General features: G+C 67.3%; 22 protein-coding genes and 4 tRNA genes. 14 read left to right on the top strand and 12 right to left on the bottom strand.

The window, feature by feature from the left end:
- Window positions 1-10: 10 nt before the first annotated feature.
- From alaS to IWX65_RS03010, 5 genes are all read right to left on the bottom strand, one after another.
- A complete protein-coding gene (gene alaS / locus IWX65_RS03030; protein WP_196880968.1) occupies window positions 11-2,689 on the bottom strand; it encodes an alanine--tRNA ligase in 2,679 nt (892 codons plus the stop codon).
- Window positions 2,690-2,777: 88 nt separating this feature from the next.
- Window positions 2,778-3,035 carry a hypothetical protein gene (locus IWX65_RS03025; RefSeq protein WP_196880967.1) on the bottom strand — a complete coding sequence of 86 codons (258 nt, stop codon included), beginning with the start codon at window positions 3,033-3,035 and terminating at the stop codon, window positions 2,778-2,780.
- Between the two features lie 45 nt (window positions 3,036-3,080).
- Window positions 3,081-3,455 carry a DUF948 domain-containing protein gene (locus IWX65_RS03020; RefSeq protein ID WP_196880966.1) on the bottom strand — a complete coding sequence of 125 codons (375 nt, stop codon included), beginning with the start codon at window positions 3,453-3,455 and terminating at the stop codon, window positions 3,081-3,083.
- 151 nt (window positions 3,456-3,606) lie between these two features.
- On the bottom strand, window positions 3,607-4,233 hold the full coding sequence (gene rpsD, locus IWX65_RS03015; protein ID WP_196880965.1) for a 30S ribosomal protein S4: 627 nt from the start codon (window positions 4,231-4,233) through the stop codon (window positions 3,607-3,609).
- Window positions 4,234-4,505: 272 nt separating this feature from the next.
- A complete protein-coding gene (locus IWX65_RS03010; protein ID WP_442859154.1) occupies window positions 4,506-5,936 on the bottom strand; it encodes a replication-associated recombination protein A in 1,431 nt (476 codons plus the stop codon).
- Between the two features lie 68 nt (window positions 5,937-6,004).
- Here IWX65_RS03010 and IWX65_RS03005 point away from each other — a divergent pair, with 68 nt between their 5' ends.
- Window positions 6,005-6,652 carry an acVLRF1 family peptidyl-tRNA hydrolase gene (locus tag IWX65_RS03005; RefSeq protein ID WP_196880964.1) on the top strand — a complete coding sequence of 216 codons (648 nt, stop codon included), beginning with the start codon at window positions 6,005-6,007 and terminating at the stop codon, window positions 6,650-6,652.
- 8 nt (window positions 6,653-6,660) lie between these two features.
- Here IWX65_RS03005 and rpe read toward each other — a convergent pair whose 3' ends face one another.
- The 5 genes from rpe to IWX65_RS02980 are packed head-to-tail and all read right to left on the bottom strand — an operon-like array spanning window position 6,661 to window position 11,419.
- Window positions 6,661-7,320 (bottom strand): ribulose-phosphate 3-epimerase, encoded by a 660-nt coding sequence (gene rpe, locus IWX65_RS03000; protein WP_196880963.1) that lies wholly within the window; start codon window positions 7,318-7,320, stop codon window positions 6,661-6,663.
- 45 nt (window positions 7,321-7,365) lie between these two features.
- The gene (locus IWX65_RS02995; RefSeq protein WP_196880962.1) at window positions 7,366-8,952 is read right to left on the bottom strand and encodes an RsmB/NOP family class I SAM-dependent RNA methyltransferase; all 1,587 of its coding nucleotides are present in this window, start codon (window positions 8,950-8,952) and stop codon (window positions 7,366-7,368) included.
- A complete protein-coding gene (gene fmt, locus IWX65_RS02990) occupies window positions 8,949-9,884 on the bottom strand; it encodes a methionyl-tRNA formyltransferase (RefSeq protein ID WP_196880961.1) in 936 nt (311 codons plus the stop codon). Before fmt ends, IWX65_RS02995 begins: the two co-directional genes overlap by 4 nt.
- Window positions 9,881-10,495 (bottom strand): peptide deformylase, encoded by a 615-nt coding sequence (def, locus tag IWX65_RS02985; protein ID WP_196880960.1) that lies wholly within the window; start codon window positions 10,493-10,495, stop codon window positions 9,881-9,883. Before def ends, fmt begins: the two co-directional genes overlap by 4 nt.
- 42 nt (window positions 10,496-10,537) lie before the next feature.
- On the bottom strand, window positions 10,538-11,419 hold the full coding sequence (locus IWX65_RS02980; protein WP_196880959.1) for a cytochrome: 882 nt from the start codon (window positions 11,417-11,419) through the stop codon (window positions 10,538-10,540).
- Window positions 11,420-11,591: 172 nt separating this feature from the next.
- Here IWX65_RS02980 and IWX65_RS02975 point away from each other — a divergent pair.
- The 5 genes from IWX65_RS02975 (at window position 11,592) to IWX65_RS02955 (ending at window position 12,678) form a co-directional block, all read left to right on the top strand.
- A tRNA-Gly gene (locus IWX65_RS02975) sits at window positions 11,592-11,665 on the top strand.
- Between the two features lie 62 nt (window positions 11,666-11,727).
- Window positions 11,728-11,801, top strand: a tRNA-Cys gene (locus IWX65_RS02970).
- Window positions 11,802-11,826: 25 nt separating this feature from the next.
- Window positions 11,827-11,898, top strand: a tRNA-Val gene (locus IWX65_RS02965).
- A 31-nt stretch (window positions 11,899-11,929) separates the two neighbouring features.
- Window positions 11,930-12,006: transfer RNA gene (locus IWX65_RS02960), tRNA-Gly, on the top strand.
- Between the two features lie 387 nt (window positions 12,007-12,393).
- A complete protein-coding gene (locus IWX65_RS02955) occupies window positions 12,394-12,678 on the top strand; it encodes an antitoxin (protein WP_049822895.1) in 285 nt (94 codons plus the stop codon).
- Between the two features lie 78 nt (window positions 12,679-12,756).
- Here the strand turns inward: IWX65_RS02955 and zapE are convergent, their stop codons facing one another.
- Window positions 12,757-13,785 carry a cell division protein ZapE gene (gene zapE, locus IWX65_RS02950; RefSeq protein WP_196880958.1) on the bottom strand — a complete coding sequence of 343 codons (1,029 nt, stop codon included), beginning with the start codon at window positions 13,783-13,785 and terminating at the stop codon, window positions 12,757-12,759.
- A gap of 217 nt (window positions 13,786-14,002) precedes the next feature.
- On the opposite strand from zapE, the gene IWX65_RS02945 reads away from it, so the two are divergent.
- Window positions 14,003-14,923 (top strand): sulfurtransferase, encoded by a 921-nt coding sequence (locus IWX65_RS02945; protein ID WP_196880957.1) that lies wholly within the window; start codon window positions 14,003-14,005, stop codon window positions 14,921-14,923.
- Window positions 14,924-14,925: 2 nt separating this feature from the next.
- Window positions 14,926-15,369 carry a SufE family protein gene (locus IWX65_RS02940; RefSeq protein WP_196880956.1) on the top strand — a complete coding sequence of 148 codons (444 nt, stop codon included), beginning with the start codon at window positions 14,926-14,928 and terminating at the stop codon, window positions 15,367-15,369.
- 22 nt (window positions 15,370-15,391) lie between these two features.
- Here IWX65_RS02940 and IWX65_RS02935 read toward each other — a convergent pair whose 3' ends face one another.
- Window positions 15,392-16,654: an alpha/beta hydrolase family protein gene (locus tag IWX65_RS02935; RefSeq protein ID WP_196880955.1), complete on the bottom strand. Its 1,263-nt coding sequence runs from the start codon at window positions 16,652-16,654 to the stop codon at window positions 15,392-15,394.
- A 102-nt stretch (window positions 16,655-16,756) separates the two neighbouring features.
- Between IWX65_RS02935 and IWX65_RS02930 the strand changes: the two genes are divergently transcribed.
- From IWX65_RS02930 to IWX65_RS02905, 6 genes are all read left to right on the top strand, one after another.
- Entirely contained in the window at window positions 16,757-17,242 is a 486-nt protein-coding gene (locus IWX65_RS02930) for a hypothetical protein (protein ID WP_196880954.1), read from the top strand.
- Between the two features lie 14 nt (window positions 17,243-17,256).
- On the top strand, window positions 17,257-17,703 hold the full coding sequence (msrB, locus tag IWX65_RS02925; RefSeq protein ID WP_196822161.1) for a peptide-methionine (R)-S-oxide reductase MsrB: 447 nt from the start codon (window positions 17,257-17,259) through the stop codon (window positions 17,701-17,703).
- A 210-nt stretch (window positions 17,704-17,913) separates the two neighbouring features.
- On the top strand, window positions 17,914-19,287 hold the full coding sequence (locus tag IWX65_RS02920) for a DUF6421 family protein (RefSeq protein ID WP_196880953.1): 1,374 nt from the start codon (window positions 17,914-17,916) through the stop codon (window positions 19,285-19,287).
- A complete protein-coding gene (locus IWX65_RS02915; protein ID WP_196880952.1) occupies window positions 19,284-20,057 on the top strand; it encodes an SDR family NAD(P)-dependent oxidoreductase in 774 nt (257 codons plus the stop codon). Before IWX65_RS02920 ends, IWX65_RS02915 begins: the two co-directional genes overlap by 4 nt.
- 7 nt (window positions 20,058-20,064) lie before the next feature.
- Window positions 20,065-21,135 carry a threonine aldolase family protein gene (locus tag IWX65_RS02910; protein WP_196880951.1) on the top strand — a complete coding sequence of 357 codons (1,071 nt, stop codon included), beginning with the start codon at window positions 20,065-20,067 and terminating at the stop codon, window positions 21,133-21,135.
- A gap of 95 nt (window positions 21,136-21,230) precedes the next feature.
- On the top strand, window positions 21,231-21,875 hold the full coding sequence (locus IWX65_RS02905; RefSeq protein ID WP_196881083.1) for a DUF3000 domain-containing protein: 645 nt from the start codon (window positions 21,231-21,233) through the stop codon (window positions 21,873-21,875).
- Window positions 21,876-21,878 lie beyond the last annotated feature (3 nt).

Genomic DNA, 21,878 nt, shown 5'->3' with positions numbered 1-21,878 from the left:
CGTCGGCGGTTCAGCGTGAAGCCACAGCGGTTCGGATGGCGTCGAGCGCCTGGGGCACCCTGGCGGGGTCAGCGCCGCCGCCCTGCGCGACGTCGTCCTTGCCGCCGCCACCGCCGCCGAGCACGCCTGCGGCCTGCCGGACGAGGGCTCCGGCCTTGACGCCCGCGGCACGGGCCGCTTCGTTGGTGGCCACGAGCACGAGCGGCCGGTTGTTGGCCGTGCCTGCAGCGGCAACCACTGCGGCACCGGAACCGAGCCTCGCGCGAAGGTCCAGGGCGAGGGTCCGCAGCTCATCGGCACCGCCGACAGCACCGGCGTCGTGCGCGATGAGGCGTACGCCGTCGATATCCTCGGCCGTGCCGGTCAACGACGCCGCTGCCGCCGTCAACTGGCCCTTGCGCAGCCTCTCGAGCTCCTTCTCGGCAGCCTTGAGCTTACCGAGCGTCGCCGAGATCCTTTCGGGCAACTGATTGGAGGGCACCTTGAGCAGGTCCGACAGCTGGGTGACGAGCGCCCGCTCTGCAGCGAGATGACGGAACGCGTCCATCCCGACGAGGGCCTCGACCCGGCGGTTCCCCGACCCGACGGACTGCTCGCCCAGCAGCGTCAGGCTGCCGATGAGCGACGTCGATGCCACGTGCGTGCCGCCGCACAGCTCCCTTGACCAGTCGCCGTTCATCTCGACGACCCGGACGGTGTCCCCGTATGCCTCGCCGAAGAGTGCGGTGGCGCCCTGTGCCCTCGCGTCGTCGAGGGACATGATCTTCGTCTCGACCTGGTGATTGTTGCGGATGGCGATATTCGACACTTCTTCGATTTCGGAACGGGCTGCCGGGCTGATGCCCTCGCCCCAGGCGAAGTCGAACCGCAGATAGCCGGCCTTGTTGAACGAGCCGCGCTGCAGTGCTTCCGGACCGAGGATCTGGTGGAGCGCCGCGTGGACGATGTGGGTTCCGGAGTGGGCCTGCTCCCCGGCGTGCCGGCGCTGGCGGTCGACGGCGGCGGTAGCTGTCGCACCAACGGTGAGCTCTCCTTCCCGGACCACTGCACGGTGGACGCTGAGACCCTTCACTGGTCGCTGCACGTCGAGCACCTCGACGACGAAGCCGTTCCCGGTGATCATCCCGACGTCGGCGGCCTGACCGCCAGCTTCGGCATAGAACGGGGTGCGGTCGAGGATCAGCTCCACTTCGTCCCCCTGGGATGCGACCGGCACTGCCCGCCCGCTGATCACAATGCCGCGGACGGTGCCCTCGTCCGTCAGTTCGTCATAGCCGGTGAAAATGGTCGAGCCGCCGCTGAGCAACTCGGTGAAGACCGAGAGATCGGCGTGACCGGTCTTCTTGCCCTTGGCGTCGGCCTGGGCGCGCTGGCGTTGCTCGAGCATCAGGGCGCGGAACCCGTCGGCGTCGACGGCGAGACCCGCCTCCTCCGCCATCTCCAGCGTGAGGTCGATGGGGAACCCGTAGGTGTCATGCAGGGCGAAGGCGTCCTGGCCGGACAACGGGCGGTCGGCTGCCTTGGATTCCCGAACCGCGTCCTCGAGCCGGGCCGTGCCGGAGGCGATGGTCCTGAGGAACGCCTTCTCCTCGGCGTAGGCGATCCGGCTGATCCGGGCGAAATCCTCCTCGACGATCGGGTACACGCCCTTCATGGCGTCCCGCGAGGCGGGGAGCAGCTCCGGGAGGCAGGCTCTCTCCACGCCGAGAAGTCGCATGGCGCGCACGGCGCGCCGGATGAGCCGGCGGAGCACGTAGCCGCGGCCTTCGTTCGACGGCGACACGCCGTCGGCGATCAGCATGAGTGAGGACCGGATGTGGTCCGCGACCACCCGCATGCGGACGTCGTCGGTGTGGTGGGGATCATCCGGTGATTCGGCGCTCGTGTACTCCCGGCCGCTGAGCGCGGCTGCGCGGTCGAGGACGGGCCGCACCTGGTCGGTCTCGTACATGTTCTCGACACCCTGGAGGATCATCGCGAGGCGCTCCAGGCCGAGGCCCGTGTCGATGTTCTTCTTGGGCAGTTCACCGAGGATCTCGAAGTCGTCCTTGCCCGTTCCCTCGCCACGCTGGTACTGCATGAAGACGAGGTTCCAGATTTCCACATACCGTGAATCGTCGGCCTCCGGGCCACCGTCGATGCCGTAGGCGGGCCCGCGGTCGTAGAAGATCTCGGAGCAGGGGCCGGCCGGGCCGGGCTGTCCGGTGGACCAGTAGTTGTCGGCCCGGCCCATTCGCTGGATCCGCCCGGCGGGCACGCCCACCTGGTCGCGCCAGATCTCGAGCGCCTCGTCGTCGTCGGAGTAGACCGTGACCCACAATTTCTCGGCCGGGAGTCCGTAACCGCCCTGTTCCACACCGGTGGTCAGTAGCTCCCAGGCCATGCGGATCGCATCGCTCTTGAAGTAGTCGCCGAAGGAGAAATTGCCACACATCTGGAAGAACGTGCCATGCCGTGCCGTCTTGCCGACTTCTTCGATGTCCCCCGTGCGGATGCATTTCTGCACACTGACCGCACGGTCGTAGGGGGCCTGTTCGCGCGCCGTCAGGTAGGGGATGAAGGGCACCATACCGGCGACGGTGAAAAGCAGCGACGGATCACTCGACACCAGGGAAGCCGAGGGCACCGCGGTGTGCCCGTTCTTCTCGAAATAGCTCAGCCAGCGGTCTGCAATTTCTTGGGATTTCATCGGACTGAATCCTTTGTCTCAGGCGTGTGTCTCGGGCGTGGAGAAATCAGGGGTGCATGCCCGGAGGTTGGGGAGTGAACTGCGCCGGCTAGAGAGCTGCGCGGCGCCCGGCGACGACGGGCTGCACGTCAGCCGCGCCCGACGAGGCAGCGGGCACCTCGACGCCGAGGGCGGCTTTGAGGTCGGCCTCGCGTTCGCGCATGCCGGAACGGAAGGCGTCCGCGAAATCGGAGATGCTGTCACCGACCTGGCCCACCGCGCGGTTCAGTCCCTCCGGGCCCAGGGTCGACTTCACCCGGGACACCTTTCGTACTGCGATCACTCCGATGGCGACGCCTGCTGCCATCCAAAAGACTCTTCGAATCATGGTCGATCTCCTGCTTCTTCGGAGCTAGCGGCTGCGACGGCGACGTGCTGGAACTTGGCGGCCCGCGAACGCGGAGCGGACGCCGTAGGAGAACGCGGCGACCTTGATGAGCGGCGCTCCGAGGGTTGCCGCTGCGAGCGAGGACAACGCGGACAGGTTGGCTGACGCGTCCGAGACGTGCGAGGTGATGCCGTCGACGGTCTTCAACTGCTGGTGCGTGGTGCTGACCGTACTGGTGACTTCCTCGATCAGCGGCGTGGTTTCGTCGGTGACGGTGCGGATGGAGGCGCGCAACTCGTCGAACACCTTGCCGAGCTTCCAGATCGGAACAGCCAGCAATGCGACCAGGACAGCGAACACACCGGCCGCAATCAGGCCGGCAATATCTCCACCGGTCATGGGCAGTCTCCTTTTACGCGATTTCTCTGCGGGGCCGCCGAACGGCGGGTTTCTTCCTACCTTACCTACCCAATAGCCCGCGGCGTGTGCCGCGGGCTATTGGGTAGGGCTCTTCAGTTATTCCCGGGGGCGGTGCCACCGGGAGGCACGGCTAGCGTGCGTAGTACTCGACCACGAGCTGCTCTTCGCAGGTGACAGGCACCTCGGAGCGCTTGGGGCGACGCACCAGGCGGGCCTGGAGCTTGTCGAGCTGCACTTCGAGGTACCCGGGAACTGCGGGAAGGACATCGCGGTGTGCACCGGCTGCCGCAACCTGCAGCGGAACCATGGTTTCGCTGCGGGTGTGGACGTGGATCAGCTGGCCTTCGGCGACGCGGAACGAGGGACGGTCCACGCGGGCGCCGTCGACCATGATGTGGCGGTGAACCACGAGCTGGCGGGCCTGGGCGATCGTGCGGGCGAAGCCGGAGCGGAGTACGAGGGCGTCGAGACGCATCTCGAGCAGTTCGATGAGGTTCTCACCGGTCAGGCCTGCCGTGCGGCGGGCTTCCTCGAAGACGCGGGTCATCTGCGCCTCGCGGATACCGTACTGGGCGCGCAGACGCTGCTTTTCGCGCAGGCGTACGGCGTAGTCACTGTCCTGCTTGCGGCGTGCGCGGCCGTGCTGGCCGGGCGCGTAGGGCCGACGCTCGAGGTACTTCTCGGCCTTGGGAGTCAGAGCAATGCCGAGGGCCCGCGAAATGCGGACCTTACGGCGGGCACGTGTGTTGTTAGCCACGTCTACCTTTCACTATTTCTGCGGCGAAGAGCCGGCGCAGCCTTCGAAGCTGCGCGGCACTTCCTCTATGTTGCTGGCCTCCAGTGAGGAGAGCCGGGATTGGCCGCTTCCCGGTGCTACAGTCCGCCGTCCGTTCATCCACAGCACGCAAAACGTGCGGAGAGGATCAGGAGGGATCGGCGACTTGCCAGTCAACCTGCAATGTTAGCAGTTCCGCGCCGGTGCGCTGAATCTCCGCCGCAGGAGCGGGCCCCGGGAGGGACTCGGCCCGTTCACTTTCCGCGGATGATCCGCCGAAGGCGGCCGAGCCGGGTGCCGATATCGCGTTCGGCACCCCGATCAGTGGGAGTGTAGTAGTCGCGTCCCACGAGGTCGTCCGGAGCGTATTGCTGGAACGCGATGCCGTGCGGTTCGTCGTGGGAATAGACGTACCCCTTGCCGTGCCCCAACTGGCCCGCGCCGGGGTAGTGGGCATCCCGGAGATGTGCCGGGATACCCTGGCCACGGCCGGCCCGGACATCGGCAACGGCAGCATTGATGCCGTTGTAGGCCGCATTCGATTTAGGTGCGGTGGCGACATGCACTACTGCCTCGGCGAGGATGATCCGCGCCTCCGGCATTCCTACGAGCTGCACGGCATGCGCGGCCGCGACCGTCGTCTGCAGGGCCGAGGGATCGGCCATGCCCACGTCCTCGGAAGCGGAGATCATGAGCCGCCGCGCCACGAAACGGGGGTCCTCGCCTGCTTCGAGCATCCGCGCGAGGTAGTGCAGCGCTGCGTCGACGTCGGAGCCGCGAAGCGACTTGATGAACGCGCTTGCAACGTCGTAGTGCTGGTCGCCCGCGCGGTCGTAGCGCAGCGCTGCCACGTCGACGGCTTTCTCCGCATGGGAGAGTTCCACGTCGACGGTGCCCGCGGGGTGGCCCTGCACGGATTGGGCCACACCCGCCGCCGCTTCGAGGGCTGTGAGCCCGCGCCGCGCATCTCCCGCCGCCAGCCGCACCAGGTGGGCGAGTGCCTCCTCGGTGAGGCGGACGGATCCGGCGAGGCCGCGTTCGTCGTCGACGGCGCGCTGGAGCAGCCCCCCGATGTCGGCCTCGGTCAGGGGTCTGAGGGTCTGGAGGAGTGACCTCGACAGCAGGGGTGACACCACGGAGAAGGAGGGGTTTTCGGTGGTCGCCGCGATCAGGACCACCCAGCGGTTCTCCACGCCCGGCAACAGGGCGTCCTGCTGGGCCTTGTTGAACCGGTGGATCTCATCGAGGAAGAGGATGGTGGTCCGACGGTGCAGGTCCCGGGCCGTGAGCGCCTCATCCATGACCCGGCGCACATCCTTGACGCCCGCGGTGATGGCGGAAAGCTCCACGAACTGGCGGCCCTGCCCGCGCGCGATGACATGCGCCAGGGTTGTCTTCCCCGTTCCCGGCGGGCCCCACAGGATGACGGACGACGGCCCGGCCGGACCGCCGGAATCGGCATCCCCGGCGAGGGTCCGCAGCGGGGAACCCGGTCCGAGCAGATGCTGCTGGCCCACTACCTCGTCAAGGGTCCGGGGCCGCATCCGGACAGCGAGGGGACTCCGTGGGCGCTGCCCTCCGGAGGGAACACCCATTCCCGGAACACGTCCGGCGCCCACCACGACGACGCCGTCGTCGTCCGCATCGGCATCCGCGTCCGCGTCCATGCTGAATAGATCATTCACACCGCCAAGGCTACTGTGTAGCACGGACAGCGCAGCGGCCGGGCTGTTCCGGGCGGAGGAGCACATTCATGACGGACACGAGGACCGTGCTGGTCGCTGCCGGCCGTCTTACGGGCTGGATCGAACGCTTCGCCGCCCGCAACGGCGGCTATACCTTTGCGGCCGAACCCGGAGCGGCCGTTCTCACCGGCGCCAACCAGTGCCGTGCGGTGATCACTCCCCCGCTGCCCCTGGCTCTGAAAGAGGGGCCCCCGGTCGAGGCCGAGGTGATCGATGCCATTCGAACCGCCGCGGGTTCGCCCCGCACCGCCGGCGTCGTCCTCATCCGGCGCGGCGGCTACTCGGTGGGCGTGGCCCGCAGCGGAATGCTCATCGCGTCGAAGACCGGCACTCGCTACGTCCAGTCCCGCACCGCGGCCGGCGGGTGGTCGCAGCAGCGGTTCGCACGGCGCCGCGCCAACCAGGCGTCGTCCCTGGTCCTCGAGGCTGCCGAACGTGCAGCGGCCATTTTCGGCGGACATCCCGTCGAGTGCATCCAGCGCGGCGGCGACCGCGTACTGGCGGCGGAAGTGTTCGAGCAGCCGTCGCTGGGAAAGTACCGGGCGTTGCCCCAATTGCCGTTCGCGACGGTTCCCGATCCACGGCTTGTCATCCTCCAGAGGGTCGCTATGGAGACGACGGCGGTGCGGATCACGATCACCGACCCGCCGGGCTAGCAGCAGCTTCAGGAATGCATCGCGGCGCGGCGCAGCCGGTCGATGGCAGCCGACGCATCAGCCGCTCCGTACACGGAGGAACCTGCAACGAAGACGGTGGCACCGGCGTCGGCTGCACGGAGGATGGTCTCCTCGGTGATCCCGCCGTCCACCTGGATGGCCAGGGGCAGTGACGCGCCGCGGACCGCTGCGGCCGCACGCCGGATCTTGGGCAGCGTCAGGTCGAGGAAGGACTGCCCGCCGAAACCGGGCTCGACCGTCATCACGAGCAGCAGGTCAAGCTCCCCCAGCATGTCGAGGTAGGGCTCCACCGGCGTGGCGGGACGAAGGGCCATCCCTGCCTTGGCGCCGGTTGCCCTCAACTCGCGTGCAAGTCGAACCGGCGCCGCGGACGCCTCGGCGTGGAAGGTCACCGACGCGGCTCCCAGTTCCGCATAGGCCGGCGCCCAGCGGTCGGCGTCGTCGATCATCAGGTGGACGTCGAGCGGCAGTGGACTTACCTCCTGGATCCGCTTCACGACGGGAAGCCCCAGGGTCAGATTCGGCACGAAATGGTTGTCCATGACATCGACATGGACTGCGTCGGCCGACCGGATGCGCTCGAGCTCCGCCTGGAGGTTGGCGAAGTCGGCGGAGAGGATACTCGGGTGAATGCAGCAGGCTGCCATGGCTGTCCTTCAGGATGCGTGTGGATAGGTGTTCTGCGGGCGGCGTCAGGCTGCTGGTGGGCCGGCGACGGGCTTGCGGATCAGTGCGAGGAACATGGCGTCGGTCCCGTGTACGTGGGGCCACAGCTGGGCGGTGGAGCCGGAGCCCGCGTTGAGGGGACCCCCGATGCTCACTGAATCGAGGACGGTGCCCGAGTCCAGCAGTTCCATGCCGGGGCGCTTCCGCAGGCAGTCCTCGACGACGGCTAGCGTTTCGGCGTGGTGCGGCGAGCAGGTGGCATAGGCCACCACGCCGCCGGGCCGCACGGCGTCGAGCGCAGAGTAGAGGAGCTCCCGCTGCAGGGGTGCCAGATCCACGAGGTCGGACGGCTGCCGCCGCCACCTCGACTCCGGCCGCCGCCGCAGGGCACCCAGGCCTGTACAGGGCGCGTCCACCAGCACGCGGTCGAACTCCCCGGGCTCCTCCCGCCCGAGCTCGCGCCCGTCCCCCACGCGCACGCTCCAGGTGCCTGCGTCGATGGGGTTGAGCGCCTGGCGGACCAGCTGCGCCCGGTGCGGCACCGGCTCGTTGGCCACCAGGGTATGGCCCCGGGGCTGGGCAAGGGCGGCAAGCAGGGCCGACTTCCCGCCGGGGCCGGCGCAGAGATCGAGCCACCGCTCCCGCGGTTCGCCGGCGTCGGGCTGCACCGGCTCGAGGACGACAGCGGCCAGTGCACGGGCCACGAGCTGCGAGCCCTCGTCCTGAACCCTTACCGTGCCGTTCCGGATCCCGCTGAGCTGGGTGAGGTGGCCTCCTGCGAAGTAGGCCGATCCCTCAGCGAACCTGCCCGGCTCAGCCCCTTCCGCCTCGGCTTCCCCGAGCGATCCGAGCCCGGGCAGGGCAATCAGATTGACCACCGGGGCAGCGTTGTCGGCCTCGAGCAGGGCGTCGATCTCGGTCGCTTCCCTGCCGTGGGCCACGAGCGACTGCCGGAGCGCCCGCACGATCCACTCCGGGTGGCTGTGGGTCAGCGCCGCGATCTTCGTCGCGTCGCTCTGCCCTGCCACGAGCTCCGCCACCCAGGCCGCGGAGTCCTTCGCTGAAACTTTCCGCAGCACGGCGTTGACCAGGCCACTGGGCCCGGCTCCCACGACGGCGCGCACGAGTCCCACCGTCTGGTCCAGCGCGGCATGGGCGGGAACCCGCATCGCGAGGAGCTGATGGACGCCGAGACGCAGGGCATCGAGGATCGCGGGGTCGAGCTGGTCGAGAGGCCGGTCCACGCAGCGGGCGAGCACGGCGTCGTAGGTGCCCTGTCCCCGGAGGGCTCCGTATGCCAGTTCGGTGGCGAAACCGGCGTCGCGCCGGTCAAGACGGTGCTTCTTGATGCTTCCCGGCAGCACGAGGTTCGCATAGGCGTCCTCCGATGCGACGGCGCGCAGCACTTCGAACGCCACCAGCCGTGCCGGATCTGCACGCCGGGTGCGCTGCGACGGAGCGGACTCGGAGAATTTTCGCTCACCACCCCGGTTGCGCTCCCGCCCCTGCTCGTTGCGCCTGCGGGTTCCGGCGTCGCCGCTCCCCTTGTCGCTGCCCCGACTGGTGTTGCCGCCTCTGGTGTTGCCCCCTCCGGGGCTCTCCGATGTACTCATTCGAATACCAACCCTCCGTGCGCCAACGCTCCCCGCGCCCAGGCGGGCGCATCCATCATTTTCTTGCCGGCCGGCTGGACCCAGCGGAGCAGGACGGGCACGGTCCCGGTGCCGACGACGACGTCGTTCCCCTGCACCAGGACGCGACCGGGCGGTACGGCCTGCTGGCTGTGGTCGGTTGTCTCCGCTGACGGAGTCACCGGTCCCAGCTTGATCCGTTGGCCTCCAGCGATGGTCCACGCCCCCGGCTCCGGAGTGACGGCATTGATCCGCCGGCGAACGGCGACGGCGGGCTGGTTCCAGTCGATCCGTGCATCGGCAATAGTGATTTTGGGGGCAAGGGTGATGCCGCCCTGCTGCGGCTGCGCTTCGACCCCGCCGGCGTCGATTGCCGACAGCGTCTGCACCAGCAGCACCGCTCCGCTGACCGAGAGCCGGTCAAGCACTTCGCCGCTCGTGTCAGCCGGATGAAGCGTCTCGGTCATCGATCCGAAGACGGGGCCGGTGTCCAGCCCCTCCTCGAGGCGGAACGTCGACGCTCCGGTGATGTCGTCGCCGTTCAGCACGGCATGCTGGACGGGCGCTGCTCCGCGCCAGGCGGGAAGCAGGGAGAAGTGCAGATTGATCCACCCGTGCATTGGAATGGTGAGGGCCTGCTCAGGGACGAGGCCGCCGTAGGCGACGATCGCTGCAGCATCAAGGGCCAGCGCGTCGAGTTCGGCGATCACCGTGTCGTCGAAACGGTTGGCTTTGATCACCGGAAGCCCGAGCTCTTCGGCGCGGCTGGCAACCGGGCTTGGCGTTGACACCTTCTTCCGGCCGAGGGGGGCGTCCACCCTGGTGAGCACTGCAGCGATATCGAAGCCGGCGTCGGAGAGCGCCTGGAGCGAGGGCACGGCCACAAGTGGCGTTCCGGCGAAAAGTATCCTCATGGGCGGGGTTTCCGCCGCGCTCCGGTGGGGGCGAATGCCGCGGCTCCGGGCTGCTCCGCCCTGCTGAAGCTCGACCCCAAGGACCTGGCCCGCTGAAGGGCTGTCTGCTGGGTGACCGAGTTGAAGCCGGCACTGCGGATCGCCCGCATTGCCTCCCGTTTTTCTTCTCCTTCGAGCCGGTCGATGTAGAGCTTGCCGCGAAGATGGTCTGTTTCGTGCTGGAGGCAGCGCGCAAGCATGCCCGTGCCTTCGATTTCCAGCGGATTCCCGTGCCGATCCTGTCCGCGTACCCGCGCCCATTGGCTGCGCGCCAGGAAGTTCCCGAGGCCCGGCACTGAAAGGCAGCCTTCGACGTCGCCGTCCTCCTGCTGCTCCTGACCCACCTCGAGCACAGGGTTCACGACGTGCCCCTCGAAGCCGTCGATCCGGTAGGTGAAGACCTGGAGCCCGATGCCGACCTGCGGTGCGGCGAGGCCCGCACCCTGGACATTGATCATCGTCTCTTCCATGTCGGTGATGAGTTTCGACAGCTCGGGCCCGAAGTCCGTGACCCTGGCGGCGGGTGTTCGAAGGATGGGATCTCCGATGATCCGGATACTCAGGACAGCCATCTAGGGATCCTTCTGGGGAGGCGGAACGAAATAATGACCTCCCTAGTCTAGGGCGGCGACGGCGACCGGTTGGGCGGCGCTGCGCGAAGGCGGAGGTCCGATCGGGAGCAGCGCCCGGCCCGCGCCGTCCGCCGCAAGACCTGCTTCCCATGCCCGCCGCAGCGCGCAGAACCGGAGCCAGTGTTCCTTGAGGACCGCGGGGTTCGCGCGCATCGCGCGAACTTCGGTCTGGCCCACGGCCACTCCCAGGAGCAGCGGTTCCTTCCCGTACTTCCAGGCCTCCCACTGCCCCGCGTGCGGGTCGACGAGCGACTCCTGCGCTTTCATGCCGGCCACCAGCTGCATCACGACCTTGTCGTCGAGTGCCTTGACGAAGCCCTCGCGGTCGGTGTTCTTCGTCTTGTAGTCGATCAGGCAGATCCGCCCACCGATGGTGGCGACGAGGTCGAGCGTTCCGGCATAGCCGAGCTCGGAATTCCATACCGTGAGCTCCGGGGCAATCGGGCGGACGTCGTAGAGGTCCCACCACTCATCGAACCGCTGGGCGAAACCTTCCTCGCCGTTCTGCGCCAGGGCGGTCCGGGCTGCATCGAGCTCGTGCGGGCGGTCGAGGGCCCGAAGCGAAACCTGCTCGCAGTAGTGGTGCACACGGGTGCCCCGCTCCGCCGCCTGGTCCCGATAGCGCTCAGCGGCCTTCGAGGCGTCCTGCACTGCAGCCCGCAGTTCAGCCGGCTTTCCCGCCGAACCGGCGAGGCGTGGGTCCTTCGACAATGCCGTCGCTGCCATATGGCCGAACCAGCCGCTGAGGGAGGAGGGCAACTGCGAGATGACGGTGGTGATGGACGGGACGGTGGGCTGTTCCGTCGTCGACCGGGCATACATCCGGCCGTTGGCAGTCGGGTGGGCTAGGAGCGGCTCTGTCATGGATCAAGTCTGTCATCCCGCTCCGACACTTCCGTAGGGCAGGTCCGCCGAGGGCGGGAAGGTGCGGATTGGACGAACCCCCTGGCGTCCTATAGAGTTTTCTCTCGTTGGAAAGCGAAGAAACCGGCCGAATGCCCTGCATCCGAACGGTCAACTCTTCGAAATTCCTTCTGCGGACGTAGCTCAGCTGGCTAGAGCACCACCTTGCCAAGGTGGATGTCGCGGGTTCGAATCCCGTCGTCCGCTCGCAAGTCACTGTACTGCCGGGTTTGTTCCAGAGTTGACCGGCGACCGCTCGTTCGGGTCACGGTGGGGTGGCCGAGAGGCGAGGCAGCGGCCTGCAAAGCCGTCCACGCGGGTTCGAATCCCGTCCCCACCTCCAGTACAGTACGAGTACCCATATCCATGGGCGATTGGCGCAGCGGTAGCGCGCTTCCCTGACACGGAAGAGGTCACTGGTTCGATCCCAGTATCGCCCACGAGAGCGTCCCTGTCGGGGACGCTTTTTTTGCGGACGTAGCTCAGCTGGCTAGAGCACCACCTTGCCAAGGTGGATGTCGCGGGTTCGAATCCCGTCGTCCGCTCCACGCCGTCGTTTCCCCGTTGATCCGCCTCATCCGAGGTGCAGGTCGGCCTGATCCGGTGACCCTTCCTTCGATGACATCGAGCTCGGATGCGTTCCCGCGGGCAGCGTTCGCCGAGCCGATGCAAGCCCTGCCATTCCCGTTTCCCCTTCACTTCACAAGCAGGCTTCCGTCCATGGGACATCACCGGGTAGTGCGTCCCGTCCGGCCGCTCAGCCGACCTTTTCCAACCGTTGCAGGAAGCTTTCCCGTCTGGCCCACGGATGAACCGGCACGGCATTCTCGCCGGTATTCCTGGTAGCGAACAGCCAGCAAAACGTCAGGGAAGTGGGCTACGATCGACAGCGAAGGGGACGAAATTCCGTTCCCACGGATGAAAGGAGGTGCCTGTTGTCTTTATTTGACGGGCTTAAAGGCAAAGCCGGTGGATTGAAGGAAAAGGCGACCGCGCTGGTTGGCTCGAACTCCGGAAAAGTGAAAAACGGCATCGGAAAGGCCGGCCACTTCGTCAATGGCCGCACCGGTGGCAAGTATTCCAAGCACATCACCGGAGTCCAGGCCAAGGCCTCCACGCTGGTGGACAACGTCGAGAAGACCCATAAGTCCAACGGGATCAATCGAGACGTCATCCGCGACGAAGGCACCGGAACCACGGGTCCTTCCACCCCGGCTTAGACGCCTGCAGCACGACAAAAGGAGCGCCGGTCCCGCCGTGAGGCGGAGCCGGCGCTTTTGCGTGTTCCGGCCAGTCGGTCAGCTCGCGTCGCTCCCCTGGCGGGCCAGGGCCGTGAGGCGGGACACCGCGCGGTAGTACTTCTTCATGTAACCGCCATGCATCATCTCATCGGTGAACAGCTTGTCGAATGTCGCTCCGCTGGCCAGGATCGGCACGTCCCGGTCGTAGAGCCGATCCGCCAGGACCACGAAGCGCAGCGCCACCGCCTGCTCGGTGATGGTCTGGACGTTGTGCCAGGCCACGGCGTCGACGCCGTCGAGAAGCTGCCGGTACCTGCTCGGGTGAACTCCGGCCAGATGGTTGATGAGTTCGGCGAAGCCGTCCTCGGCCAGCGTGCCGCCGCTGAAGCTCCGGATGCGGTCACGCAGCCCGGTCTCGGTCAGGGGCTGCGGTGCCTCCGGCAGACCCCGGTGGCGGTAGTCCTCGCCGTCGATCCGTGACACGTCGAACTGATCGGCGAGCACCTGGATCTCGCGCTGGAAGTCGACGGCGGCGAACCGGCCGTCACCGAGCGAGCCGGGAAGGGTGTTCGACGTCGCCGCGAGCTTGACGCCGGCGTCGGCGAGTTCGCGCATCAGCCGGGACATCAGCACCGTGTCGCCGGGATCGTCGAGCTCGAACTCGTCGATGCAGACCAGCCGGTAGCCGCTGAGGGCGTCGACCGTCTTCCGGAAGGACAACGCCCCTACCAGGTTGGTGTATTCGACGAAGGTACCGAAGGCCTTGGGACCGACGGATGCGTGCCACAGCGACGCCAGCAGGTGGGTCTTGCCGACTCCGAAGCCGCCGTCGAGGTAGATGCCCGCGCGGGCCGGGGCCTTTCTGGCACCGAAGAACTTCCGGAACCCCGAGGGCTCCGGCTCATTCACCGAGGCCGCGAATCCACGGAGCGCCCGCACCGCTGCGGACTGCGAAGGCTGTTGCGGGTCGGGGCGGTAACTGTCGAAGGACACATCCCCGAATCGGAGCGACGGGTAGAAACCGTCAAGGAGCTCATCGACGGAGACCTTGGGCACCCGGTGCGTCAGGTGCTCTATGTTTGCCACAGGTTCGGACCGCTTTCTTATGCCGGGAAGGGTGGTGTGCTGAGCCCGGAGGCCGTCACGCTACGCAAGAATACGGCACTTCCACGGCGCTACCGCTCCCGGGACGAAGCTTGCGCCCAGCACCGGGCTGTGGTGCCCGGGAAGGGCGGAGGTGGAAGCATTCGGGCTCCCGCGTGGTTAGGCTAGAAGGAAACCAACCGCCAGGAGAAAGGTCGCCATGACCATCGGGAACGACCCCCAGGAAAAGTTCGCCGCCTACGCCCACCCCGAGCGCCTCGTGTCGACGCAGTGGCTCGAGCAACACCTCGGAGCCGAGGGACTGGTGGTTCTGGAGTCCGACGAGGATGTCCTGCTCTATGAGACCGGCCATATCCCCGGAGCGTCGAAGATCGACTGGCACAGCGAGCTCAATGACGAGGTGACGCGCGACTACGTGGACGGCGCCGGTTTCGCGGCGCTGATGTCCGCCAAGGGAATCTCCTGCGGCACCACCGTGGTGATCTACGGCGACAAGAGCAACTGGTGGGCGGCCTATGCCCTCTGGGTATTCGCTCTCTTCGGACACGAGGACGTAAGGCTCCTGGACGGTGGACGGGACAAGTGGATTGCCGAGGACCGCGCCCTGACCACCGACCGTCCGGTCGTCTCTCCCACCGACTACCCCGTCGTCGAGCGCAACGACGCTCCAATTCGGGCGTTCCTGGGCGAAGTCCTCGACCACTTCGGCAGCCCGCTGATCGATGTACGCTCTCCCGACGAGTACACCGGCGTCCGCACCCACATGCCGGCCTACCCGGAGGAGGGCGCCATGCGCGGCGGGCACATTCCCACCGCCGCATCAGTCCCATGGGGTCGCGCCGCGGCAGAGGACGGCACGTTCCGGCCGCGCGATGAACTCGATGCGATCTACCGGGGCGAGGCCGGACTGGAGACCGGCGACGACGTCGTGGCCTACTGCCGCATCGGCGAGCGCTCGAGCCACACCTGGTTCGTTCTCGCGTACCTGCTGGGCTTCGACAAGGTCCGGAACTATGACGGCTCCTGGACCGAGTGGGGCAACGCGGTCCGCGTGCCGATCGTCAAGGGCACCGAGCGCGGCTCGGCTCCGGATCGCGCGAACGCCGTGTCGGGCAGATAGCCATGACCAACGAGACACTGCCTCGCCAGCTCGCCGAGATCGTGGACGACTTCCAGGACCTGACCGAACCGGACCGGCTCCAGCTGTTGCTCGACTTCTCGCGCGGGCTCCCGGAACTGCCGGCCCGACTCAAGGAGCACCCGGAACTCCTGGAGCAGGTGGTCGAGTGCCAGAGCCCGCTCTTCCTCTCCCTCGAAATCGGGGAGGCACCCGAGCGGCCCGTGCACCTGTTCTTCTCCGCTCCCCCGGAAGCGCCGACCACGCGCGGCTTCGCGGGCGTACTGCTCGAGGGCCTTGACGGTCTTCCCGCCGCCGCGATCCTCGCAGTGCCCGACGACGTCCCCGACCGGCTCGGTCTCACCCGTGCGATCACTCCCCTGCGAATGAGGGGCATGACGGCCATGCTGGGCAAGATCAAGCGGAAGATCCGGGAATCGGACGGATGATGCCCCGCACCGGCAGGGGAGCCTAGGCGGAACCTGCCGGGGGGATTCGTCCCCCCGGCATCGCCTTTTCGTACAGCAGCCCGTTCAGCCACCCGGTGACCGTCTGCTCCCAACGCTCGGGAGCCACGTTCCACTCCTTGGTGTGGCGGGCACGGTGGAACCGCTCGAAGGTCACAAAAGCCCGGTTCCGCTCGGCGAGCTGCGCCGAGGCACCGACCGGAACGAACTCGTCGTCCTCGCTGTGCAGGATCAGGGTGGGGATGGTCAGCTGCTCGGCGCGGGCTATCCAGTCCATGCTCTTGAGGTCCAGCGGAGCTGCGAGGCCGGTGACCCGCTTCGCGGCGTCGCTGGCCAGGAGCCACTGGCCGAGCCTCCCGACGGGGGCCGGAATCCTGTTGAGTTCGGCGTGGTGCGCCAGTACCTCGATCCAGTTGATGACCGGACCGTTCAGCACCAGTGCGCTGATCCTGCGGCGGTGGCGCGAGAGGTCAGCTGTCTGAAGGGCGATCGCGCCGCCCATCGACCATCCGAACAGCACCACCTGCCGCGCGCCGTGCGACACCGCATAATCGATGGCCGCCTCGACGTCGCGCCACTCGGTCATACCGAGGCCGTAGCGGCCGTCCGGAGCGGAGGGCGCTTCGCCGTCGTTCCGGTAGGAGATCACCAGGCTGGTCAGGCCGAGGTTCCGCGCGGGATGCAGCGCCCGCAGCGTTTCCGAGCGGTTGGCGCCCCTGCCATGGATCAGGATCGCCCAGGTCTCGGAGGGAACCTCAGCGCGCACCAGCCATGCCGGAGCTCCACCGCCGTCGACGGGTATCCTCACTTCCTCATCCGCTAGTCCGAGATCCGAGGGCACAGCGTAGACGGCGCCGCTCCACCATCCGCGGGTCGCGGCAGCGAGGTCTCCCGCGTAGACCTTCTCGACGTCGCGCTGCACCGTGCCTTCCCGGGGGACATAGGAGCGGATCGCACCGATGCGCGCGTGCCCGGTTCCTTTGGCGAAATAGAGGCTGTAGGTTCCCTCGACCGTGGTGTCGTCGTTCGCCGGAAGGATGACCTGCTGTCCGGTGCCCGTGTTGACGACGGCGAGAATGTCGAGGTTCTCCTCCCGGTATCGCGCCGGAGTCACGATCTGGCGGGCGAAGTACGCGGCGAGGCCGGAGGCGGCTCCCGCGGCCGACGAGGTGAGGACGGCTCCGATTCCCACGCCGAGCGCGGTCCACTTGATCCACGGAGAGGTGGTGGGTTCCGCTGCGGCGGACCCTGCTTGCTTCGGTGACATACCCACATTCTTACCTGCAGGGATGCGGAGCGTCGATTCTGGCCTGAGAGCCACTCCTGGGCGGGGCTGATTCGCGGACGATACCCGGCTAATGTTTTGAGCATGAACCAGACAATCGTGGTACTGACCGAGGAAGCACTCACCGATGCCGACGCGCTGAATCTGCAGGCGCTGCAGGGCGACGACGCCACGGAATTCCTGCTTCTGGTTCCTGAGGACCGCAATACCTCGGTGGTGGGTGAATTCCTTCATCACCTGAGCCTGCTGGAGCTTGCGGAAGCCTTCCGCGGCCTCTCGAAGGACGAGCCTGCGGCAGACGCGCCGGCTCCTGCCACCGCGCTGCAGATCTCGCTGGAGGTGGTAACGCGGCACGGACTTGCCGCACGCGGGGAGACTGTGGCTGGAAACGCGGTGAAAGCCCTCGTGGCAACAGCGAAGGAGACCGACGCGTCCCAGGCGGTCGTGATCACGCGGCCGCACGCCGTGGCCGACACGTTCCATCGGGACTGGGCGAACCAGGCCCAGGACCAACTCGGTATCGCGGTGCTCCACCTCTATTCCGGCTCGGGATTTATTGGTGGCTCGTAGGCGTTGACCAGGATATGACTTCCGCGAAGAATGCCCACCAGCCCGAGGTTTCCAAGAGCGACGACGAGTGGCGCCAGGAACTGACGCCCCAGGAATTCCAGGTGCTCCGGAAAGCCGGCACCGAGCGTCCCTACACGGGCGAGTACTACGACTCGCATACCGAGGGGGTCTACCAGTGCCGTGCCTGCGGGCAGGACCTGTTCACCAGCAATGAGAAGTTCGACTCCTCCTGCGGGTGGCCGTCGTTCTGGGCGCCGCTCGCCGAGGACCGGGTCCGCTACCTCCACGACCGTTCACTCGGAATGGAACGCATCGAGGTTCGTTGCGGCCGGTGCGATTCCCACCTCGGACATCTGTTCAAGGGTGAGGGATTCCAGACCCCGGTGGACCAGCGCTTCTGCATCAACTCGATCTCGATGAAGCTCGTTCCCTCAGTGGCGGCTGAGCAGACGGGTGGGTGAACGGAGGCGGCAGCTCCGGTGCCGCCTGCGTCGAGTCCCGTAGCAGGCGCAGGGCCGCTGGTGCTTGCCGCGGGGAGTTCTCCACATAGCAAAAGCGTTTCTTATGCTCGGATCATCCCAGCATAAGAAACGCTTTTTTATTGCTACGCTCGTGCCAATCCTCCGCTCAGTCCCCGGACGAACCCCGGGCCGGCACCGAAAGCAGGCAACATGACCGCGACATCAGTGGCACCAGCAATCCTCGGCACCACAGCCCCGCAGCACCACCCGGCATGGCTGGCCCTCAAGGCGGCAGCCACCGAACTGCAGGGCCTTCAGGCCAAGGACGGTTCGATCCCCGAGCCGGACGACCATGCCCGCGCCTCGGGACTGACGGACATCCTCACCGGGTCGGTCCGGCAACTTCTGCCGTTGTTTCCCTTCGACGCCCCATACCTGGAGCTGGTGATCGCGGACTTCCAGGCCTGGGAGGCCAAGGGCTTCGAGGTTCCCGATTTCCTCGACTCGCTGCTGGCATTCCAGCCGCAGCAGAGCCGCATCGACGGGCTGCACCACCTGGTCCTGTTCCCCATGTACACCCAGAACGGCAGCTCGAGCCGCCTGGTGGAGGCCGTACTGATCGAGGTGCTCTGGCCTGAATTCATCGCCGAACTCGAGGCCGGCGACTACTCGAACGGCCTCTTCGTGCCCATCCGCTTCCTCGACTTCACCGCGGGATACGACACCAACTCGGCGGTCCTCTTTCCCGAAACCGTTGCCGTACGCCAGACCCCCACCTTCACCTGGGGCGCAATCTTCGCCGACCGCGAAGCTGCCCGCTTCCGCCGGGTGGTGCGGGCGGCAGCCGAGACCACCCGCCTGGACCTGCCGGAGGATGCCCGCGAGCTCCTCGATGACCAGAAACTCACCGAGGAAACCTTCGTGATGTGGGACCTGATCCACGACCGCACCCACATGCGCGGCGACCTGCCCTTCGACCCCTTCATGATCAAGCAGCGCATGCCCTTCTTCCTCTACTCGCTCGAGGAACTGCGGTGCGACCTCACCGCCTTCCGCGAATCGGTGAAGATCGCGAAGGACGACGACGCCTCCCCCGAGGCACGCAGGCATGCCAGGCTCGTGCAGTACGCCGTCATCTTCGATCGCATCTTCCGCTTCTCCATCACGGGAACCCGTGTGCGCAACTACGACGGCCTGGGCGGGCAGCTGTTGTTCGCCTGGCTGCACCAGCACCGCGTCCTCCACTGGACCGACACCAAACTGACGATCGACTGGGACGAGGCCGCCGGCGTCGTCGTGGCCCTCGGCGAGGAGATCGAGCAGCTGTACTGGTGCTCCATCGACCGCCCCAAGACGGCGCACTGGCTCGCCGCGTACCAGTTGGTGTCGAAGACCGTCACCCCGCATCCCGCGTCCGTCTGGGCGAAAGGGCCCGACGCACTCGCGCTGACCGGGCCGCCGCGCGGGCTGACCGACGCCGTGCTCGACGACGAGTTCCCCCTGTCGATGTTCTTCGAGGCACTCGAGCGCAAGATGAAACCCGTCATCGAATCGACGGCCGGCATCACCGGGGCTGCCGAGTGAACGCCGATCCGGGAGAAAGCACCAGTGGATCCCTTGCCGGGAGAACCGTTGTCGTAGCGGGTGCCACGAGCGCGGCGGGCGTCGCGGTTGCCCGCCGCCTCGCTGCCGGTGGGGCGCGGGTGATAGGCGTCGGATCCGATGCAGGGCGGCTCAATGCCGCGCTGGGGGATATTCCCGGCGTCGAAGTGAGCGTATGCGACCTCGCAGATGCCGCGGCAGTCCGGTCCCTGGCCGCGCGGATCGCACAGGAGAACGACGGCGGCGCCTCGACCCTGGTGCATCTGGTGGGCGGTTGGCGCGGCGGGCAGGGAATTCCCACGCAGACGGACGAGGACTTCGCCTTCCTCCACTCCTCCGTCTTCGGCACACTCTTCAACACCAGCCGGGCCTTCTATGACCAGCTGGCCGCGAACAACGGGCGTCTGGTGGCGGTCTCCGCAACCGCCGTCGAGCATCCCACGGCGTCGAATGCTTCCTACGCAGCCGTCAAGTCAGCCGTCGAGACCTGGTTGCGGGCGGTGGCCGACGGGTTCGCGAAGGACGGAACATCGGCCGCCTCCACGGCGCTGGTGGTCAAGGCCCTCGTGGACGAGGAGATGCGCCTTGCGCAGCCCGAGCGGAAGTTCCCGGGCTTCACCCCGGTGGAGCAGCTGGCCGACGCCGTCGCCGCGCTGATGTCGGCCCCCGCGGCGGCGGTGAACGGCAAGCGATTCCTCCCCGCCGAGCTCCTCGCACCGGCAGGCCCGGACGCAGGGCTTGCTGGTGGATAATGGCACGGTGACTGAAACTCTCTCGACCCTCCAGCCGCTCCATGACGCCTCGGTACGCGGATTCGCGTCCGACAACTATTCGGGCGTCCACCCCGAGGTCCTTGCCGCCCTCGCGGCAGCCAACGGCGGACACCAGGGCGCCTACGGTGACGACGTCTACACCCGGCACCTCCAGCAGGTGATGGAGAGCCACTTCGGCGAGGGCATCTCCGTGTTCCCCGTTTTCAACGGCACCGGCGCCAACGTCCTGTCGCTGCAGTCGATCCTGCCCCGCTGGGGCGCCGTCGTCTGCCCGCGGACAGCCCATATCAATGTCGACGAGAACGCCGCCCCCGAGCGCGTGGGAGGCATCAAGCTCCTGCCAGTAGCCACCCCGGACGGGAAGCTCACCCCTGAGCTCATCGACCGCGAGGCATGGGGCTGGGGCGACCCGCACCGGGCGCAGCCGCTGGCCGTATCCATCACCCAGACCACCGAGCTCGGCACGCTGTATTCGATCGAGGAGATCCGGGCGATCGCCGACCACTGCCATGCACGTGGCATGCACCTCCACATGGACGGCGCCCGCCTGGCGAACGCCGCAGCCGCACTCGGCGTCCCGCTGCGGGCGTTCACGCGCGACGCCGGCGTCGACATCCTGTCCTTCGGCGGCACGAAGAACGGACTCATCTTCGGCGAATGCGTGGTGGTACTCAACGAGCAGGCGTCGACGGGGCTCGAGTTCCTGAGGAAGATGAACATGCAGCTCGCCTCCAAGATGCGGTTCGTCTCAGCTCAGCTCATCGCGCTGCTCGAGGGCGACCTGTGGCTCCGATCGGCTTCCCACGCCAATGCCATGGCGGCACGCCTCACCGAGGCGGTGAGGGGAATCGACGGCGTCCAGCTCACCCAGGAAACCCGGGCCAACGCGGTCTTCGCCATCCTGCCTCCCGGGGCTGCCGACCGTATCCGGAAGCACTTCCGGTTCTACGACTGGGATCAGCAGACGCGCGAAGTGCGCTGGATGTGCTCCTTCGACACCACCGAGGAAGACGTCGACGCCTTCGCCGCCGCGATCCGGCGCGAACTGGGAACGTAATACCAGCCGGAAACCGCCGGCCTGCACACCGGGCCCCCGGCGCGTCGCTGTGCTGTTCTCACTACTGCAGGGCATAGCCTGCGGTAGTGAGCGCAATCGGCGGCCTGCAAGAGGTCCCCCAGGAATTCCTGAGTGCCCTGTCCGGACTCCGGGAGGCCACCTGCCGCAGTGAGCTGCGCCTCGAAGAGCTCCCCGCGCCGTCGCGCCTGGCTCCCTTCGCCGTCGCCCTGGGCGCAGAGGTCTTCCCTCCGCTGTATGCAGTTCCCACGCAAAGGGCTTCCGCAGCTTTCGGCCATGGCCCTGCCCGGCTCGGTCCGGTTCCCCGGGAACCCGAGGAGCGCGCCACGGGGCGCTTCATCCTCCTTCATGATCCCGGGCGCCCGGAAGTGTGGAACGGGACGTTCCGCGTGGTGACCTACATCCGCGCGCAGCTCGACGCGGACATGGGCAACGACGCCCTGTTGGGCTCCGTCGCCTGGACGTGGCTCGTCGAAGCCCTGGAGAACCACGGTGCGCATCACCACAGCGCGGGTGGTACGGCGACCCGGATCCTCTCGGAGAGTTACGGCACCCTCGCGGAACGGGGCGACACCATCGACATCGAGCTTCGCGCCTCCTGGACACCCGCGAGTGGGGACGTGCGCAGCCACCTGGAGGCATGGTCGGACATGGTCTGCACCTTCGCGGGGATCCCGCCGCTGCCCGAGGGCGTCCTTCCGCTGCCGCACCGGCGGAGCTAGTGC

This window comes from Arthrobacter sp. CAN_A214, assembly GCF_015751955.1.
Lineage (GTDB): Bacteria > Actinomycetota > Actinomycetes > Actinomycetales > Micrococcaceae > Arthrobacter_D.
The sequence above is the reverse complement of the archived record's forward strand: the minus strand, read 5'-3'. Positions and strand labels throughout refer to the sequence as shown.